Source organism: Vibrio sp. 10N.239.312.D08, from assembly GCF_041466145.1.
GTDB classification, from domain to species: Bacteria; Pseudomonadota; Gammaproteobacteria; order Enterobacterales; family Vibrionaceae; genus Vibrio; species Vibrio crassostreae_C.
Genome location: NZ_JBFSSD010000016.1, coordinates 16,018 through 33,886, shown reverse-complemented (window position 1 = coordinate 33,886; position 17,869 = coordinate 16,018). Strand labels below are relative to the sequence as shown.

Below are 17,869 nucleotides of genomic sequence, written 5' to 3'. Positions count from 1 at the left end.
TTTAGAACGTTAATTATATCGAAGGTTATATAGAATAATTAGGAACCATTTATTAATGGCTAATAAGAGTTTTGTTATTATTCTCGTGATCAATCATTTCAAATTCCCACATTGCATTATTCTTGAAACAAGCTGAGAGATATAGATTTATCTCGTATTTACAAAGGCTTATCTGCTTGGTGATAAAAGTAAAATTAAACAAACCTTATTAATATCAGAGTCTTGCGTTGATTTACATAATTGTAACATTTTATTGGTTTTGGGATACAAGTCTAGTTTTTAATCATAATACGAAAATATTTTATATTTGTAATAATAATTTTTGATTTTGAGTTGTAGGGTTTAATTAAAGCAAAACGTAAAGTTTAATTATCAACTAAGACATTATCTTATTAACATCATTGTTATTTAATTGCTTGTAAGGGATGGAACCATTAATGAAAAAGCTTGCTTTAATTACAGGGTCAAAAGGCGGTATCGGCTCAGCAATTTCCTCTAAATTAGTTGCAGACGGCTATCGTGTTATCGCGACTTATTTTACTGGAAATTACCAATGTGCCTTGGATTGGTTTAACGAAAAACAATTCACCGAAGATCAAGTGAGATTGTTTGAATTAGATGTTACCAATACTGCGGAATGTGCGCTGAGCTTAAGCAAGTTGTTAGAAGAAGAAGGCACGGTGGATGTGCTGGTCAATAACGCAGGTATTACACGTGATAGCGTCTTTAAAAAGATGGATGCCGAAGCGTGGAAAGATGTGATTGAAACGAACTTAAACAGTTTGTTCAACGTGACTCAACCTTTGTTCGCTCCTATGTGTGAAAAGGGTAACTGCCGTGTCATCAACATCTCTTCCGTCAATGGTCTTAAAGGTCAATTTGGACAGACTAACTACTCAGCAGCGAAAGCTGGAATGATTGGTTTTTCTAAAGCTTTGGCTGCAGAAGGCGCTCGTAGCGGCGTAACCGTGAACGTGATTGCCCCTGGCTACACAGCAACTCCTATGGTTGAGCAAATGAAGCCTGAAGTACTGGATTCAATCAAGAACCAAATTCCGATGAAACGCTTAGCAACACCTGTTGAAATTGCAGACGCAGTGGGCTTTTTAGCGAGTGAATCTGGCGCGTACATTACAGGCGAAACATTGTCTGTGAATGGCGGCTTGTACATGCAGTAATTGGCGAAACTGAAGGGGTTGGAATGATGGAAAAAGTATTTATTGTTGCGGCTAAGCGCACTCCTATTGGTGCATTTACCGGGTCGCTAAAAAACGTATCTGCGGGTGAACTGGCTGGCGTTGCGATCAAAGGTGCACTTGAGTCTGTCGATCTTTCGTTAGATGCGATTGATGAAGTAATCGTCGGCAACGTGATTTCGGCAGGTCAAGGCATGGGGGTTGCACGTCAGGCTTCTATCTACGCTGGGCTTCCTGAAGAGACTCCAGCCTATGGTGTCAACATGATCTGCGGTAGTGGTATGAAATCAGTCATGGACGCTGCAGCTCATATTAAAGCTCAAGATGCAGAAATCGTGGTTGCTGCGGGTGTGGAAGTGATGTCTCAAATCCCTTTCGTGGTTCCGCCAAGTATTCGTAACGGACACAAGATGGGCGACATTTCGATGAAAGATCTGCTTGTTGGCGATGGTCTGACGGATGCGTTCAATCATTACCACATGGGTGTGACAGCAGAGAACATTGCGAATGCATTGAATATCTCGCGTCTTGCTCAAGACAACTACGCGCTAGAAAGCCAACAAAAAGCGGTAGCTGCGATTGAAGCGGGTAAGTTTAACGAGCAAATCGTGCCTGTAGAAGTTAAGCAGCGCAGACAAACCGTCACTTTTGATACCGATGAGTATCCGAAGTCAGACGCGACATTCGAAGGTCTGCAAAAGCTTCGTCCAGCTTTTGACCGTGAAGGGTCTGTTACGGCAGGTAACGCTTCGGGCATCAATGATGGAGCGAGTGCAATTATCTTAGCGTCTGAGTCGGCGGTAGCGAAATATGGTCTAACACCTTTAGTGGAACTGACCAGCTACGCACAGTCAGGTTTGGACCCAAAAATCATGGGTTTAGGCCCAGTAGAAGCCGTTTCTAAAACGCTTGATAAAGCGAATCTCACTCTAGAAGAAGTAGATTTGTTTGAATTGAATGAAGCGTTTGCAGCACAAGCTCTTGGCGTAATGTACCAATTGTCAGAGCAGCATGACTTACCGCTTGATGAGTTCAAGCCAAAGGTCAATGTGAATGGTGGTGCAATCGCGCTTGGCCATCCTTTAGGTGCTTCAGGCAATCGAATTATTGTTTCACTCATCCATGAAATGCTTGAACAGAAAACGACTTATGGCGTTGCTTCACTCTGTGTGGGTGGAGGAATGGGAACCGCTGTTTTGCTAAAAGGTATTGAAGGTTAGAGCCTGATATATCGGTAGCAAGCTTAAATATCGGATCAGCTTTTCAAAGCATCGCGAGTTAATCGATGAGCGTTGGCTGAAACGATAGTGACACAAATTTATTAAACTATGTATTCATCAGGAGTTACTTATGTACACGGATATTTTCAAAACAATTACTGACCAAACTGAAAAGCAATTTGAACCGTACTTAAAGTTCAACAAGTTGGTTGCAAAGAACGTCCAAACGATGACAGAACTGCAAATGAATGCAATGCAGACTTACACGAACATGGGTCTTGCGCAAATGAAAGCAGTGACTGAAATCAAAGACGTGACTAGCCTAACGGCGTTCAACAGCCAGCAACTAGCAGCGCTAACTCAATTGTCTCAACAGATGATGAGTGATAGCTCAAAAATGCAAGCTGCTGCAAAAGAGTTCAAAGAAGATGTTGAAACACTAACAACTGAAAACTTGAAAACAGTTACACCTGCATAAATAAAATCGCCATCGAGTCAGCACAGTGTTTACTGTGAGGCTAGGTGGCGATTTTCCGATTATTGGAGTCATGTTATGTTTCAACACTTCTTTTCGGACTACCTTGTTAAACTTCAACAAACAAACCAGCAATGGTGGGAAAACTTTGAACAAAACAAGGAAGCCGCGCAATCTCCCCTAAATCAAGCGATGCAAGAGTTGAATTTTGATGATGCGTCAAAAATCTTCGAGCAAGCCGCTAACCAACCCGCCGTTCTCCTTCAGTTACAATCCCAGTGGTGGGAACAGCAACTTAAGATTTGGCAAAATGCCGCACTGATGGGTAATACCGAAAGCGTCATTACTGAAGAGCGCAGTGATAAACGCTTTATTGATGAAGCGTGGAAAAATGACCCGTTTTACAGCTTTATCAAGCAGTCTTATTTGTTATTCAGCAAAAGCTATATAGACACCATTAATTCAATCGAAGGCATAGACGAGAAAACCAAGGAACGTGTGGCGTTCTTTTCACGTCAGGCTATCAATGCTCTTTCTCCTAGTAACTTCATTGCGACTAACCCAGAGTTGATGAAGCTAACGCTTGAGCGCAATGGTGAGAACTTGCTAGATGGGCTAGAGCAGCTACAAGCTGACGTTGAAGCGAGCGCGGATATCCTCAAGATCCGTATGACCAACAATAATGCCTTCCGATTAGGTGTTGATGTTGCGAACACGGAAGGTGATGTCGTTTTTCAAAATGATCTGTTCGAGCTTATTCAATACTACCCAAAAACACCTCAGGTGAACGCCACGCCTTTGTTGATCGTTCCTCCATTCATCAATAAGTACTACATTCTCGACCTTCGTGAAAAGAACTCAATGGTTCGTTGGTTGCTTGAGCAAGGGCACAGCGTCTTCATGATGTCTTGGCGCAACCCAGGTGAAGCGCAAAAAGACTTAGAGTTCGGTGACTATGTCACGGAAGGCGTAGCGAAAGCCGTGACGGCAATTGAAGATATCACGGGTAAAGAGCAAATCAATGCTGCAGGTTACTGCATTGGTGGTACTGTTCTCGCTTCAACGGTCGCTTACTATGCTGCTAAAAGAATGAAGAAACGCATTAAAACTGCGACCTTTTTTACGACTCTATTAGACTTCTCTCAGCCGGGAGAGGTTGGCGCATATATCAATGAAACGATCATTAACGCCATTGAGAAACAGAACGATGCTAAAGGATTCATGGATGGTCGTTCATTAAGCGTGACATTCAGTTTGCTTCGTGAAAACAGCCTGTACTGGAACTACTACATTGATAACTACCTAAAAGGCAGCAGCCCAATGGAGTTTGATCTGTTGTACTGGAACAGTGACAGCACTAACGTTGCAGCTAAATGCCATAATTTCTTGCTGCGTGAGCTTTACCTTGAGAATAAACTTGTTCAAGACAAAGGCGTGAAAGTAGGCGGTGTCTGGATTGATCTCAATAAGATAAAAATACCAAGCTACTTCATTTCAGCGAAAGAAGATCATATCGCGCTTTGGCAGGGGACTTACCGTGGTGCCTTGAATACCGGTGGCAACAAGACGTTCGTGCTTGGTGAATCTGGTCATATCGCGGGTATTGTTAACCATCCAGATAAGAAGAAGTACGGGTTCTGGCTGAATGACAACCTAGACGACTCGGCGGATGAGTGGCTAACTAATGCGACTCATAATGAGGGGTCTTGGTGGACACACTGGAATCAGTGGCTACAAGGTTTTGAAACTGACGAAAAAATCGAACCTTTCAATCAAGGCTCAGAGCTTAATCCTGTGATTGGCAAAGCGCCAGGCAACTATGTAAAACAGGTGCTGCCGATTGTCGATCAAGAGCAGGTTGATAAAGAGACCGCAGAGAAAGAAGCGCCAGAAAACGAAGCTTAGGGCGTTAAGTCACATTCAATTATAAAGATACACAACGTCAGATAATAAAAAAGCCACTGAAATCAGTGGCTTTTTCGTATCAACTCATATCAGAATTATCTGGTAGAAGTTGATGGAATCTCGATTGTTAATCGATTTCTTTGTCTTTACCCATAGATAAAATCCAAAGAGATACGGCTGCAACACCTGCAAAGCCACCAAGAATGATAACTGGCATAGCGCTGTAACCTAGGATGTGCCAAATTACGCTTTCTAAAGTACTCATTCAATCGCTCCTTATTGCCAGCCTTCAACGCCGTGCATGTCTGGTAGTTTGTGTGCAATACCTTTGTGACAGTCTACACACGTTTTTTCACCAGAAGCTAGCGCAGTCGAGTGTTGTTTCGCACTACGGGGGCTCTGCTCTGAGAAGTCCATGTAATCGAACTGGTGACAGTTACGACACTCAAGCGAATCGTTCTTCTTCAATCGAGCCCATTCGCGTTCCGCTAGGTGAGCACGACGTGCTTTGAACTTTTCTTCAGTATTGATGGTTTTCGCAATAAAGTGTGCGTATAGCTCTTTAGATGCTTGAACCTTACGAACAATTTTATCTGTCCATTCATGAGGAACGTGACAGTCTGAACAGATAGCACGAACACCAGAACGGTTAGAGTAGTGAATTGTCTCTTGGATTTCAGCAACGATAGGTGCGTGACAGCCAGAACAGAATTCTTCCGTGTTGGTTGCCTCCATACCCGTGTTGAATGCACCCCAGAACAAAAGACCACCCGAGAAACCCAAGAACAAAACAACGCCTACGGCTGCTTTGCTTGGTGTCGCAAGTCTTTTCCAAAACGCTTTAAGTAATTTTATCATATATAGCCTCTCTTACAGTCCGGCTACGATTAACGCAGTGAATCTACAGGTTTGAACTCGTTCTCAACTAGTGGCTTAGCATTAGCTTGAGGTACGTGACACTGTAGACAGAAGTAACGACGAGGTGATACGTCTGCAAGTACCGCATCTTCACGGTTCATGTAGTGAGTTACACTCACTTTAGTAGCACCCATTTCTTTTGCGTTTTTCCAGCTGTGGCAAGAAAGACACTTGTTAGCGTTAAGAGAAACTTCATAGCTACGAATAGTATGAGGCACTAGAGGTGGTTGGTATACGTAGTCACTCTCAAGTACTTGGTCACGAGGGAACTTTTTGAAGTCATCTGCTGCGCGAGTTGCTTCAAGTTCACTTGCACCACGTAGAGATTCTACGCCACCAATGCCGCCTGGGTTATCCAGTTCAGCTTCAGCTTCAGCTTGAACTGCACCAGCTAGCAAAAGACCAGCTGATAGTAGGGCAGTAATCAGTTTTTTCATGGTTAATTTCTCCGCCTAAAGGCTAATTCTTTGAGTGGACTACTTCTTTCAAAAAGTAACGAAAAAGCAGTCGCAATATTAAAAACGTCAGATCTACGAGCTAAGTGGTAAGAACATATTGTCCTTAAGCGACCTTAGTGATCTTAACTGGACACTTCTTGTAATCCGTCTGTTTAGACAGAGGATCCGTTGCATCCAAGATCAACTTGTTGATCAGAATTCTTGCATCAAAGAATGGTACGAATACCAAGCCTTGTGGTGGACGGTTACGACCACGAGTTTCAACACGAACGCGTACTTCACCACGTTTGTTTTCGATAAGAACTTCATCACCACGGCGAAGACCACGAGCTTTAGCATCAGCAGGGTGGATGTAACAAAGTGCATCCGGTACTGCTTTGTAAAGTTCTGGTACACGACGAGTCATAGTACCTGTGTGCCAGTGCTCAAGAACACGACCTGTACATAGCCACATATCGTATTCATCGTTTGGTACTTCAGGTGGCGCTTCGTATGGTGCATTGATGATCAGTGCTTTACCATCTGGTTTGCCGTAGAAGTCCCAATCAGAACCTTTCTTAGCATATGGATCTGAACCTTCTTTAAAGCGCCATAGTGTCTCTTTACCGTCAACAACAGGCCAACGTAGACCACGAACTTGGTGGTAGCGATCGTATGGTGCTAAATCGTGACCGTGGCCGCGACCAAAGGCTGCGTATTCTTCGAATAGACCTTTTTGAACGTAGAAACCTTGAGCTTGTGCATCGTCGTTAAGCTCTTGAGCTTCAGACAGTGGGAATGCATCAACGTTGCCGTTTTTGTAAAGCACGTCGTACATGGTTTTGCCACGGTACTCAGGCATTTTCGCAACCAGTTCTTCACCCCAAACTTCTTCAATAGTGAAGCGCTTAGAGAATTCCATGATTTGCCATAGGTCAGACTTAGCTTCACCTACAGTTTTCACTTGTTGGTACCATGCTTGTGTACGACGCTCTGCGTTACCGTAAGCGCCTTCTTTCTCAATCCACATTGCTGTTGGAAGGATGAGGTCAGCCGCTTGAGCTGTTGCCGTTGGGTACGGGTCAGAACATACAATGAAGTTATCTGGGTTACGGTAACCTGGCAGACGTTCAGTGTTGATGTTTGGACCCGCTTGCATGTTGTTGTTACACATTACCCAGTAAGCGTTGATTTTACCGTCTTTCAACATACGGTCTTGAAGAACAGCGTGAGCGCCGGGTACCGGTGGAATGGTGCCTTCTGGAAGTTTCCAGATATCTTCTGCAATTTTACGGTGTTTAGGGTTAGCAACCACCATATCGGCAGGTAAACGGTGAGCGAATGTACCAACTTCACGCGCTGTACCACACGCTGACGGTTGGCCAGTTAGTGAGAATGGGCTGTTACCTGGAGTAGAAATCTTACCTGTAAGAAGGTGGATGTTGTATACAAGGCTGTTCATCCATACGCCACGAGTATGTTGGTTCATACCCATAGTCCAAAGTGACATTACTTTGATGTTTGGATCGGCATATTGCTTAGCCAGCTTGATAAGGTCTTCTTGAGATACACCTGACATTTCAGACGCTTTCTCAACTGTGTATTCAGCAACAGACGCTTTGTAGTCTTCGAAAGAGATAGCAGTCATTTCGCCTGAGTTAGGGTTTGCGGCTGCTTTCTGTAGTGGATCATCGTCACGCAGACCGTAACCGATGTCTGTCGTTGCTTGCTTGAAGTTCGTGTGCTTGTTCACGAAGTCCCAGTTAACGGCATCGTTTTGAATGATGTAGTTAGCAATGAAGTTAGCAATTGCTAGATCTGATTGAGGTTCGAAGATGTAACCCGTGTCTGCAAGCTCGAAAGAACGGTGGTAGTAAGTAGACAGTACGTTTACTTTAACGTGTGGGTGGCTTAGACGACGGTCTGTAATACGAGTCCATAGTACTGGGTGCATTTCTGCCATGTTTGAACCCCACAGTACGAATGCGTCTGCGTGTTCAAAGTCATCGTAACAACCCATTGGCTCATCAATACCGAAAGTGCGCATGAAGCCTACTACAGCAGAAGCCATACAGTGACGAGCGTTTGGATCTATGTTGTTTGAACGGAAACCCGCTTTCATCATCTTAACGGCTGCGTAGCCTTCCATTACTGTCCATTGGCCTGAACCGAACATACCAACACCTGTTGGACCGTTCTTCTTCAGTGAAGCTTTCCATTTCTCAGCCATCACGTCGAACGCTTTGTCCCAAGATACGGGTGCGAAATCACCATCTTTATGGAACTCACCGTCTTTCATGCGAAGTAGAGGAGTCTCAAGACGGTCTTTACCGTACATGATTTTTGAAAGGAAGTAGCCTTTAATACAGTTAAGACCTTTGTTTACAGGAGCTTCTGGATCGCCTTGAGTCGCAACCACTTTACCGTTTTGAGTACCTACTAGTACTGAACAGCCCGTACCACAAAAACGACAAGGCGCTTTATCCCACGTGATTTTTGTTTGATCAGAGCTAGCAATCAGGTTGGTTGCTGTTGCCGGTAGAGTTACACCTGCAACGGCTGCCGCTGATGCAGCTGCGTTTGCTTTCACAAACGCACGTCTTGTCATTTTCATACTTCACCCTCAAGTTGAGAATTGTTGCTTCCAGTTTCTAAATCCGTTTCGTCCAGTCCAGTCTCGATTTGGTGATAAACCAAAGCTGTCCCTAAAACGTTCGTAATATTATTAATTTCTTCGATGGTGTCCGTTACAAAACCTTGGTTCTCGGTTTCTAGGACCACGATGATTTTGCCTTCAGGGCTGCTGCCGTAAATCTCTGCATTATCGAATTGCTCGATTTGTGCTTTGATCTCGTCTAGATGCTCTGGGCTCACATGCACGACTAAACTTGATATATGCACTTCATTTAGTGCCATAAATTGCTCTCGTTATTTTTGTTTTATGCATTACTCACAAGAATAGCCGAAGTAGGGCAAATTGCTACGCAGGCCCCACAACCGCTACACTCATCTAACTCGATTTTTGGTAGAGCAACACTGCCTGCTCTAAGTTCAAATTGAATGGCCATAGGTTCACACATGTCACCACAGCTTCGGCATTCAACATTTTGTTGCGCTAAACACTTATCAGAGATTTGTGCTTTTGCTTGCCAAGGCTCTCCTTGCTTTGGCTTAAAAATGGGTTCGGGACAAACATCTGCACATTGATAGCAGAACGTACACTCATCAATAGAGAAATCTACAGTGGGAAAACCACCATCGCCTACAATGATTATCTTAGTCTCACAACTCTCGATGCATTTACCGCAGCGAGTACAGTCATCTGTAAAGCTTTCTAGGCTGTCAATCCAAGGCAAACGAATCTGGCTTGAGTCAACTTTTCGTCTTGAAAAAAGACGGCGTTTTGATAGATCTACCACTAGATACCTATAGATGTTACTAAGATGTTGTAATTGTAGGTCATTATTCTATTAATATCTTGTAATGAGTCCTCACAAGTAGTGTAGTTTTAGAAACAATTGTATAAATACCCCCTAAGGGCTAATTGGGGGCATATATTGTCTTAGATCAATAAATTACGGAGCGAGTGATCACATATTGAATGGAGCTATGATTTTTGATGTGTGACAATACGATATCGCTGGCAAGTCATTTATCAATAGGAAGGCACTTTTGCTTATAAAACCGGTTTCATCTGTAACAAGTACGATAGCAAAATCTTTGCTCTCTATACTGCTGTTGTCGGTTGCTACGACTGGCTTTGCCATCTTTACTTTGGCTTCAAGTTTGAATGATGCGGAAGCGGTTAACGTGGCCGGTTCAATGCGAATGCAAAGCTACCGTTTAGCCCATGATATTCAAATAGAATCTGTCGATTATGAATCTCATATTCGTGAATTCGAAAGTTCTCTTTACTCGCCATCCATGACCAATTTGGTCAGTTGGAATGTTCCGACAGACATCACAGAAGATTACTATTTAATTATCGGCCGTTGGCATGAGCTAAAACAGGTCTTGAATAGCGAAGAGCGCGATCACTATCTCGTGTTGGTTGAAAACTTCGTGGCTGAAATCGATGGCTTCGTTTATAAGCTGCAAGAGTTCTCTGAAGACAAGTTAATAAAGTTAGCGTGGGCTGGTGGTATCGGCCTTGGTGGGATTCTGGTCATATCTCTTTTTGTTGTTCACTTTGTACGTAAACAGGTTGTTAAACCGCTACATGCTCTTGTCGGTGCGAGCCAAAGAATCAAAAACAGCGACTTCGAGGTAGAACTCAAGGTGACCAGTAACAACGAAATGGGCATTTTGACCAAAACCTTCAACTCGATGGCCAAAGATTTAGGCGTGCTTTATCGAAACCTTGAAGATGTGGTGGATGCAAAGACGATTGAGCTGCAAAATGCGAACCAGTCGCTGCAGGCACTTTATAACTCGTCACAAGAGCTCACGGTGACGCGTATTGCTCCTGAAAACTTCCGAGCTATCTTGCAGCATCTCGTGAGCTTGGAAGGGATTGGATCACTGAGGCTCGAGATTGTCGATAACTCAGGCCGTTCATTGATTATGGATGAAGGTTACGATTCGAATTTAGACTACGAAAAGTTTGAGATGAAACTCGACGATAACGAACTTATTCTCGGCTATTTATACTGTTCATATCACCACGGGCACTCAACTAAAGCTCTGATCGAAAGCTTCATTCAACTGCTATCGAGAGCGATCTACTACAATCGTGCTCAAAAGAAAGCTGAACAGCTTATTATCATGGAAGAGCGTGCCACGATTGCACGTGAACTCCACGATTCATTGGCTCAATCACTGTCGTACTTGAAAATTCAAGTTACACTATTAAAGCGTGTGATTGGCAAACTGCCAGAGCAACAGCACCGAGAGCAATCTGAACAAATCGCGTCTGAGATCGGAAACGGCTTAGCCGACGCTTATACCCAGTTAAGAGAGCTACTCACCACATTTAGGTTGACCATTAAAGAGGGCAACTTTGGAGACGCCTTAAGTACCATGCTTGAGGCGCTCAGCGAGAGAACCGATGCGAAGATTAACCTCACTAATAATCTCTCATCGATCGAGCTTGATGCGCATAGTCAGGTTCACTTGCTTCAATTGATTCGTGAAGCAACAATAAATGCAATAAAACACGCCAATGCCGACTTGATAGATGTATGCTGTATCGATGAGGACGGTGAAGTATTAGTCGTGATAAAAGATAATGGAGATGGCTTTGACTCAAGTAGTTCTAAGATGAACCACTACGGGATGAGCATTATGCATGAGCGTGCGGTAAGACTGAATGGCGACTTGACGATTGAAGCGGCGCAAGGTGAAGGCTGTACAGTCATATTGAAATATAAAAGTTTGAAGGAAGTTAAAGTTGACGATTTGTAAAGTAATGCTGGTTGATGATCATCCATTGATGCGCAGAGGTATAAGCCAATTACTGAGCTTTGAAGACGAATTCGAAGTGATTGCAGAAGCAAGTAACGGCACTGAAGCGGTTGCTCTTGCTCATGAAGAAGAACCTGATTTGATCCTTTTGGATCTCAATATGAAGGGCATGTCTGGTTTAGATACCTTGAAAGCACTTCGCACTGACGGTTCTAGCGCAAACATTGTTATTCTAACGGTTTCTGATAGCCCTGCAGACATTGAAGCGATTGTAAAAGCAGGCGCTGATGGCTACTTGTTGAAAGACACTGAACCCGATGAGTTAATTGAACTGCTTAAGCAAGCACACAGCGGTGACAAGGCTTACAGCAGTGTGGTTGCTCGTTACCTAAATGATGCTGGAAGCCGCAATGATATCTTCGAACAACTGACTGAACGTGAAATGCAGATCCTTCAAGAAGTCGCGAAAGGTTACCGTAATAAGCAGATCGCCGATCACCTGTTTATTTCTGAATCGACAGTTAAGGTACATATGAAAAGCTTGTTGAAAAAGCTGCAAGTGCCTTCCCGTACCGCTGCAACGGTTCTGTATCTAGAACGCTATGGTGAAATGAAGTAGGGCTTGTTCCTTTGAGATAACACTATTTCAAGCCTGACTGTTTATACATTTTGTACATGTCTCGATAGTTTTAACGATGTTGAGAAAGTGACATTAAAAAAGGCGCTGAACTTATTAAGTTCAGCGCCTTTTTGTTTACGCATTTTATATTCAGTATTGGTGTTCGTTTGTTCTTCGTTCTTTGAGATTAGAAACTTAAGGCTTACGCCGACATTGGAACCAATACAAGCGTACCGAAGATAACCGTAATAAGACCACAGATTACGGGTACAGACGTACGTTTTACGACTTCAAATGGGCTGATTTTACCCATACCAGAAGTCGCTACGATTACGCCAGATACTGGTGAAATTGTACGACCTAGGTTCGATGCTTGAAGCATTGGGATGATTAGGAACGCTGGGTTCAAGCCCATTTTCGCCGCTAATGATGGAGCCAGTTCTACGAATGCATAGAAAGGTGCATTACCTGAACCTGTCGCAATTGCCGCAGCAACCGTTAGACCTGTGAGGATAAGCATCAATGCGATGCCGCCTGCGCCTGCAGATTCGGCAAGACCGATTAGGTTATCAATTGCACCGATAGACATTAGACCTTGAGCAAATACGCCCGCCGCAACCAACAGCATTACCACGCCTTTGAACGCGTCAGCCATGCCTTGGTAGCAAGAGTCTAGATCTTCTAGTGTTTTCTCGCCGTCAAACTTCTTAACAACGTAATCGATAACTGCGCCTACGAAGATAGAACCTACCACAATAGTGTAGATATCAAGTGAAAGCCCTGGAATCGTACGACCGTTGAATAGGAAAACGCCGATGATAGGTAGGAATGGAAGTGCAGCGTAGAAAGCCGGCGCCGTTGTTTCGATTTCAGAAACGTCTACTTTTTCCATTGGTGTGTTTTCTTTCTTATCTAGGTATTTGTTCCAGAAGAAAGCCGCACCCGCCATCACGATGATCGCACAGATAGAAACAGGCAGTACCGTTTGAACAGCAAACACATCAAGAGACATGCCTGATTTTTCTGCCGCGATAACCACATCACCAGACGTTGGTGAAAGAATGATGGCTGCAGGTGACGCACAAACTGCAACTGCCGCTGGGCGAGAAATACCCATTGCCGTCATCATTGGGAATAGGGTTGCCATCAATAGCACACCAAGACCCGTTGCAGAACTTACTGCTAGAGACATCAGACACGCTACGATGTAAGCCGCAACAAGAAGTACATAGGGAGATTTGATCGCAGCAAGCGGTTTAGAGAACTGTTTCACTACCACGTTGTTAGCACCAATGTGCGTCATGTAAGAAGCAAAACCACAAAGAAGCATGATTTGCATGCCTAGGCCGCCCCCGCGGTACTGAAGCATGTATTTAACAAATTCTAGTGAGTCGGTAACCATGTTACCTGTTGAAGCTACCTTAGCTGGTAAGACTGTGTGACCAATAAGGCCGGTGATAAGAAGTAGGGCAAGGCCAGCAGTTAGTAATACACCCGCCGCTTTATAGCCTTTTACAATAAAGTAACCAACAGCAATAGTAATCACTAATCCGATCAAGAGCTCTAACATAGAAATCTCCACAAAGTTTAAAAAATATAAGAAAGTGTTTCAGAATATGACAATGAATGTACAGAAAACTGCACTGTGGCACGAGGCATAGTTGAGGTTGATATGATCTAAGACAAACATTTTTTCGATGTTAATTGTGGTTGTAAATTGTGAATAACTACTGTTGTTTAGATGTTAATAAACAAATTTTGTGGCTTGTCAGAATATAACTTGGATCACCTTTGATTGTTCTATTTGCATATGGTGGTGTTATTTTATAAATCGCGAGTATTTTTTGTACTTTGGAAGGAAACGTGTAACGAAGTGGGTGTTTATCGGAGTAAAGAGGTGAGAATCTTAGCTTTTAAGCTTACTTACATTTAAAGATTACTTATGTTTAACGCCTACTTACTTCCCATAAGTAAGCGCTAAAACACAAGTTATAATAAGGCGATTCTTCAGCTTCTTCGTTTAACTCAGAACCTTCATTTAATACGACTTCGTCCTCGAGTACCACTTCTTCAACTTCTTCTGCGAATAGGGGCATAGAGAAAGCGATTAGAACTAAAGGTAGCTTTGGTAGGAATCGTGTGTATGAAATTGTATTTGCTAATGGGTGCGATGTTCGTGAGATAGTGTGTTTCGACATAATGGTTTTGTATATAAAGTGATTTAACACGACGAACTAAGTGTTAGTCTGATGAGTAGACAGTGATCGAATCGAACCGTTGGTATTGTCGGCGCAGGCTCCATCGCAATCGACTCCCAATTCATTTTTGGGGTCGGAATGGTATGCACGGATTGGATTAAGTGGAGGTGCTGATTGAATAAGCTCACTTCACTTACAGCGTCCTCAAGTTGTTTGGTATTCATCTACATTCCTGTCGACTGTTGTTCTTGTAATTTGGCGCTTAGTTTATGGTCAAAGCGCGCGAACAGTATTTAAATGAATATGAATGATCTTTCGTGAGGTTGCTTGATATTGATTTAGGAATATTTGGGAGGGAAAGTTGGGTTTACTATTGAACTAACAGCACAGAAACACAGAGAACAAGGCGCTCTCTGTGTTGGTCATCTACTGTTATAGAAACTTGCTGATGAGTATTATCTCTGGCGTCTTGCGACCAAAGTAAATCGGTAATCGTTAGATGTGAAGTAGTTACGGCTGTACTCGAACACTGTGTTATTGGCGAGGTAACCTCGAGTACGTTTTTCAATGATAGGCTGAGTTGGGTCAATCCCTAACTGTTTAGCAACGTCTTCAGGCGGAAGAATCGGCACCAGTTCTTGCTCACTTCTATCAATCACCATGCCTTTGGTGTTCTCAATAAAGTCGTACTTTGATGTCTGCATCACTTGATAGGTGAGATCTGGGAATAGGGCAACAGGTAACCAAGTTTCTTCAACCGTGATTGGATTGTTGTCTATGAAGCGAACACGCTTTACGTAGAAAACTAATTCGCCTTCTTTAATATCTAGATGTTCAGACATCGCCAAAGAACAGGGCTTCATTTCAAAGGCTAGAACATCACTGTGTGTAACCACATCCAAATGCGCCCACTTTTCTTGAAAGCTCGACTGTTTGTAGATGTCGTAATTGATCTTGTTCTCTTTGACGTAAGTACCGCTGCCTTGAACGCTTTCAAGCTCATCGTTTTCGATCAGTAGTTTCAGTGCTTGCCTAACCGTTACACGGCTTACCGAGAATACTTCACGCAATTGCGCTTCTGTTGGGAGTGCTTCACCAACTTTGTATTCTCCAGAACTGATCTTTTCTCTTATTGCATCGGCGATTTGGCGATACATAGGGAGTCTTGCCATTTTTGCCTCATTTGTGCGCTAGGACAACTAGACTTTGATTAACAACCTGTACCTTAAATACGTAAATTTGCTCTATATAAGCCTTGCTTTAAAGGTTAGTGTGAGCGTCGTATCGGCGTTTTGTAGTACATATAATACAAATTAAACGATACATAACAAGCTTTCTTAAAGGATTTACCAATACGATTTAAATACAAATTAAATACAAATATGTATTGATGAGATCGTGATCACGGATTAAATGTCTTGAAGTTGTATTATTCTTCTCGTCGACAGGGACGACTGTCGTACTAATCCGTGACTATGGGACAAAGGTTATGAAACTTACTACTCTAACGAATAAGTCGCTCGTAAATCTGCAAACTACGTTTAGCAGTCGAGAAGAAGCGATTTACGCACTTGCTGACCAACTGGATCAGCAAGGCAAACTGCATAACAAGCAAGAGTACCTTGATGCAGTATTTGCTCGTGAAGAGCAAGGCCCGACAGCGCTTGGCGAAGGCTTAGCAGTACCGCATGGCAAGACTGACGCGGTTAAAGAAGCTGGCTTCGCTGTAGCAACGCTTAAAGAAGACATGAAATGGAAAGGCTTGGATGAAGACGAAGATGTAAATCTTATCTTCCTAATTGCGATTCCAAATGCAGAAGCGGGTTCTACCCACATGCATCTGCTTACTGCATTGACAACTACATTGGTTGATGACGATGTTCGCGAAGCTGTATTAAAAGCGACAACCGCTGAAGAAATCTTTGCGCTTCTTGATGGCGACAATCAACAAGAAGAAAAACAAGACAACTTAGATACAAATGCGCCGACAATTGTATGTGTTACTGCTTGCCCAGCAGGCATTGCTCACACCTATATGGCGGCTGAGTACCTAGAAAAAGCGGGAAAAAAGCTTGGCTACAAGGTTCATGTTGAAAAGCAGGGCGCAAACGGTATTGAAGATCGCTTAACTGCGGAACAACTTAACAATGCTGTGGCGTGTGTTTTTGCTGCTGAAGTTGCGATTAAAGAATCTGAGCGCTTTAACGGCATTCCTCGTGTTGAAACACCAGTTGCAGAACCGATTAAACACGGTGAGCGCATTCTTAATGAAGCGATTGAAGAGTCGAAAAAAGGTAATGGTGCAGAACGCACAGTGGCTACTGACAACAAGCCTAAAAAGTTGCCACTGAAAACTGAGCTTAAACAAGCACTGCTTTCTGGTATTTCTTACGCAGTTCCTCTGATCGTTGCTGGTGGTACTGTTCTTGCGGTTGCTGTTCTTATCGCACAAATTTTTGACCTGCAAGATCTTTACGCAACAAAAGATTCTTGGCTATGGATGTATCGCAAACTAGGTGGCGGCCTACTGGGTACATTGATGGTGCCAGTACTGGCGGCTTACACAGCTTATTCACTAGCAGACAAGCCCGCACTTGGCCCTGGTTTTGCCGCAGGTATTGCAGCAAACATCATTGGCTCTGGTTTCCTAGGCGGTGTTGTTGGTGGTTTGATTGCTGGTTATGTGATGCGTTGGGTAAAAGAGCATGTTCGCTTAGGTCCTGCGTTTAACGGATTCCTTACTTTCTACCTTTACCCTGTGATTGGTACTTTGGTAGCGGGTAGCTTGATGCTATTTGTTATCGGTAAACCTGTAGCGTTCCTAAACCAAGGTCTAACGGATTGGTTGAACGGTATGTCAGGCACCAATGCGCTGTTATTGGGTGCGATTCTTGGTCTGTTTGTATCATTCGACTTAGGTGGTCCGGTAAACAAAGCCGCTTACGCATTCTGTTTAGGTGCAATGGCGAACGGTGTTTATGGCCCTTACGCAATCTTTGGTTCAGTAAAAATGGTATCGGCGTTCACTGTAACGGCTTCAACCATGATTGCTCCACGCCTATTCAAAGACTTTGAGATTGAAACCGGTAAATCGACATGGCTACTTGGCCTTGCGGGTATTACCGAAGGTGCAATCCCAATGGCGATTGAAGATCCAATCCGTGTAATCGGCTCATTCTTACTAGGATCAGTGGTTACAGGTGCGATGGTTGGCGCGGCAGGTATTGGTCTATCGACTCCGGGTGCAGGTATCTTCTCTATCTTCTTGTTACACGATTCAGGTTTGGGCGCATTCTCTGCTGCTGCAATCTGGTTCGGTGCTGCGATTGTCGGCACAGTGATTTCAACTGTTACTCTTCTGATGTGGCGTGGTCACGCTGTAAAAAAGGGTAAGTTTGAAGCAAGTACTGCAACACAGAACTAACTGAATTTTGAGCTAGCTCCTAACTCACTGCGAAATCAATATATAAAAAATAACAAACAACTGGCTGCCCTAAA

The 17,869-nt window shown here is 43.5% G+C and carries 17 protein-coding genes; 7 read left to right on the top strand and 10 right to left on the bottom strand.

Features of this window, described 5'->3' with window-relative positions:
• The first annotated feature begins 437 nt into the window (after positions 1 to 437).
• From AB6D58_RS10685 to phaC, 4 genes are all read left to right on the top strand, one after another.
• Positions 438 to 1,178, top strand: coding sequence for an SDR family oxidoreductase (locus tag AB6D58_RS10685; RefSeq protein ID WP_017062618.1), 741 nt, complete (start codon positions 438 to 440; stop codon positions 1,176 to 1,178).
• Positions 1,179 to 1,204: 26 nt separating this feature from the next.
• A complete protein-coding gene (locus AB6D58_RS10680) occupies positions 1,205 to 2,416 on the top strand; it encodes an acetyl-CoA C-acetyltransferase (RefSeq protein ID WP_372157274.1) in 1,212 nt (403 codons plus the stop codon).
• Positions 2,417 to 2,546: 130 nt separating this feature from the next.
• A complete protein-coding gene (locus tag AB6D58_RS10675) occupies positions 2,547 to 2,894 on the top strand; it encodes a phasin family protein (protein WP_017062616.1) in 348 nt (115 codons plus the stop codon).
• A gap of 75 nt (positions 2,895 to 2,969) precedes the next feature.
• Positions 2,970 to 4,796, top strand: coding sequence for a class I poly(R)-hydroxyalkanoic acid synthase (phaC, locus tag AB6D58_RS10670; protein WP_017072236.1), 1,827 nt, complete (start codon positions 2,970 to 2,972; stop codon positions 4,794 to 4,796).
• Between the two features lie 127 nt (positions 4,797 to 4,923).
• Here phaC and AB6D58_RS10665 read toward each other — a convergent pair whose 3' ends face one another.
• The 6 genes from AB6D58_RS10665 to napF all read right to left on the bottom strand — a co-directional run bounded on the left by AB6D58_RS10665 (position 4,924) and on the right by napF (position 9,570).
• The gene (locus AB6D58_RS10665; protein ID WP_010430103.1) at positions 4,924 to 5,061 is read right to left on the bottom strand and encodes a TIGR02808 family protein; all 138 of its coding nucleotides are present in this window, start codon (positions 5,059 to 5,061) and stop codon (positions 4,924 to 4,926) included.
• Between the two features lie 11 nt (positions 5,062 to 5,072).
• Entirely contained in the window at positions 5,073 to 5,654 is a 582-nt protein-coding gene (locus AB6D58_RS10660) for a NapC/NirT family cytochrome c (RefSeq protein WP_009845456.1), read from the bottom strand.
• Positions 5,655 to 5,683: 29 nt separating this feature from the next.
• Positions 5,684 to 6,151: a nitrate reductase cytochrome c-type subunit gene (locus tag AB6D58_RS10655; RefSeq protein WP_102320773.1), complete on the bottom strand. Its 468-nt coding sequence runs from the start codon at positions 6,149 to 6,151 to the stop codon at positions 5,684 to 5,686.
• A gap of 124 nt (positions 6,152 to 6,275) precedes the next feature.
• The gene (napA, locus tag AB6D58_RS10650) at positions 6,276 to 8,765 is read right to left on the bottom strand and encodes a periplasmic nitrate reductase subunit alpha (protein WP_102393131.1); all 2,490 of its coding nucleotides are present in this window, start codon (positions 8,763 to 8,765) and stop codon (positions 6,276 to 6,278) included.
• Entirely contained in the window at positions 8,762 to 9,067 is a 306-nt protein-coding gene (locus AB6D58_RS10645) for a chaperone NapD (protein WP_019824440.1), read from the bottom strand. Before AB6D58_RS10645 ends, napA begins: the two co-directional genes overlap by 4 nt.
• Before the next feature lie 23 nt (positions 9,068 to 9,090).
• Positions 9,091 to 9,570 carry a ferredoxin-type protein NapF gene (gene napF / locus AB6D58_RS10640; RefSeq protein ID WP_017062611.1) on the bottom strand — a complete coding sequence of 160 codons (480 nt, stop codon included), beginning with the start codon at positions 9,568 to 9,570 and terminating at the stop codon, positions 9,091 to 9,093.
• A 253-nt stretch (positions 9,571 to 9,823) separates the two neighbouring features.
• Here napF and narQ point away from each other — a divergent pair, with 253 nt between their 5' ends.
• Both narQ and AB6D58_RS10630 read left to right on the top strand, forming a co-directional pair.
• Entirely contained in the window at positions 9,824 to 11,554 is a 1,731-nt protein-coding gene (gene narQ, locus AB6D58_RS10635; RefSeq protein WP_102320775.1) for a nitrate/nitrite two-component system sensor histidine kinase NarQ, read from the top strand.
• Positions 11,541 to 12,173: a response regulator gene (locus AB6D58_RS10630; RefSeq protein WP_017062609.1), complete on the top strand. Its 633-nt coding sequence runs from the start codon at positions 11,541 to 11,543 to the stop codon at positions 12,171 to 12,173. The genes narQ and AB6D58_RS10630 overlap by 14 nt, the downstream gene beginning before the upstream one ends.
• 202 nt (positions 12,174 to 12,375) lie before the next feature.
• Here AB6D58_RS10630 and dcuC read toward each other — a convergent pair whose 3' ends face one another.
• The 4 genes from dcuC to AB6D58_RS10610 all read right to left on the bottom strand — a co-directional run bounded on the left by dcuC (position 12,376) and on the right by AB6D58_RS10610 (position 15,543).
• A complete protein-coding gene (dcuC, locus tag AB6D58_RS10625; RefSeq protein ID WP_017062608.1) occupies positions 12,376 to 13,743 on the bottom strand; it encodes an anaerobic C4-dicarboxylate transporter DcuC in 1,368 nt (455 codons plus the stop codon).
• A 376-nt stretch (positions 13,744 to 14,119) separates the two neighbouring features.
• Positions 14,120 to 14,371 (bottom strand): hypothetical protein, encoded by a 252-nt coding sequence (locus tag AB6D58_RS10620; RefSeq protein WP_133151380.1) that lies wholly within the window; start codon positions 14,369 to 14,371, stop codon positions 14,120 to 14,122.
• A 23-nt stretch (positions 14,372 to 14,394) separates the two neighbouring features.
• Positions 14,395 to 14,595: a hypothetical protein gene (locus tag AB6D58_RS10615; protein ID WP_102320776.1), complete on the bottom strand. Its 201-nt coding sequence runs from the start codon at positions 14,593 to 14,595 to the stop codon at positions 14,395 to 14,397.
• 231 nt (positions 14,596 to 14,826) lie between these two features.
• A complete protein-coding gene (locus tag AB6D58_RS10610; RefSeq protein ID WP_010430026.1) occupies positions 14,827 to 15,543 on the bottom strand; it encodes a GntR family transcriptional regulator in 717 nt (238 codons plus the stop codon).
• A 317-nt stretch (positions 15,544 to 15,860) separates the two neighbouring features.
• Between AB6D58_RS10610 and mngA the strand changes: the two genes are divergently transcribed.
• Entirely contained in the window at positions 15,861 to 17,795 is a 1,935-nt protein-coding gene (gene mngA, locus AB6D58_RS10605) for a PTS 2-O-a-mannosyl-D-glycerate transporter subunit IIABC (protein WP_104216309.1), read from the top strand.
• Positions 17,796 to 17,869 lie beyond the last annotated feature (74 nt).

Bases quoted from the DNA above. Each gene is read 5' to 3' on its own strand.
- AB6D58_RS10610 (WP_010430026.1), bottom strand. From the start codon at position 15,543: ATGGCAAGACTCCCTATGTATCGCCAAATCGCCGATGCAATAAGAGAA.
- AB6D58_RS10655 (WP_102320773.1), bottom strand. From the start codon at position 6,151: ATGAAAAAACTGATTACTGCCCTACTATCAGCTGGTCTTTTGCTAGCT.
- AB6D58_RS10680 (WP_372157274.1), top strand. From the start codon at position 1,205: ATGGAAAAAGTATTTATTGTTGCGGCTAAGCGCACTCCTATTGGTGCA.
- AB6D58_RS10665 (WP_010430103.1), bottom strand. From the start codon at position 5,061: ATGAGTACTTTAGAAAGCGTAATTTGGCACATCCTAGGTTACAGCGCT.
- mngA (WP_104216309.1), top strand. From the start codon at position 15,861: ATGAAACTTACTACTCTAACGAATAAGTCGCTCGTAAATCTGCAAACT.
- AB6D58_RS10660 (WP_009845456.1), bottom strand. From the start codon at position 5,654: ATGATAAAATTACTTAAAGCGTTTTGGAAAAGACTTGCGACACCAAGC.
- AB6D58_RS10675 (WP_017062616.1), top strand. From the start codon at position 2,547: ATGTACACGGATATTTTCAAAACAATTACTGACCAAACTGAAAAGCAA.
- dcuC (WP_017062608.1), bottom strand. From the start codon at position 13,743: ATGTTAGAGCTCTTGATCGGATTAGTGATTACTATTGCTGTTGGTTAC.
- phaC (WP_017072236.1), top strand. From the start codon at position 2,970: ATGTTTCAACACTTCTTTTCGGACTACCTTGTTAAACTTCAACAAACA.
- AB6D58_RS10685 (WP_017062618.1), top strand. From the start codon at position 438: ATGAAAAAGCTTGCTTTAATTACAGGGTCAAAAGGCGGTATCGGCTCA.
- napA (WP_102393131.1), bottom strand. From the start codon at position 8,765: ATGAAAATGACAAGACGTGCGTTTGTGAAAGCAAACGCAGCTGCATCA.
- AB6D58_RS10645 (WP_019824440.1), bottom strand. From the start codon at position 9,067: ATGGCACTAAATGAAGTGCATATATCAAGTTTAGTCGTGCATGTGAGC.
- AB6D58_RS10620 (WP_133151380.1), bottom strand. From the start codon at position 14,371: ATGTCGAAACACACTATCTCACGAACATCGCACCCATTAGCAAATACA.
- AB6D58_RS10615 (WP_102320776.1), bottom strand. From the start codon at position 14,595: ATGAATACCAAACAACTTGAGGACGCTGTAAGTGAAGTGAGCTTATTC.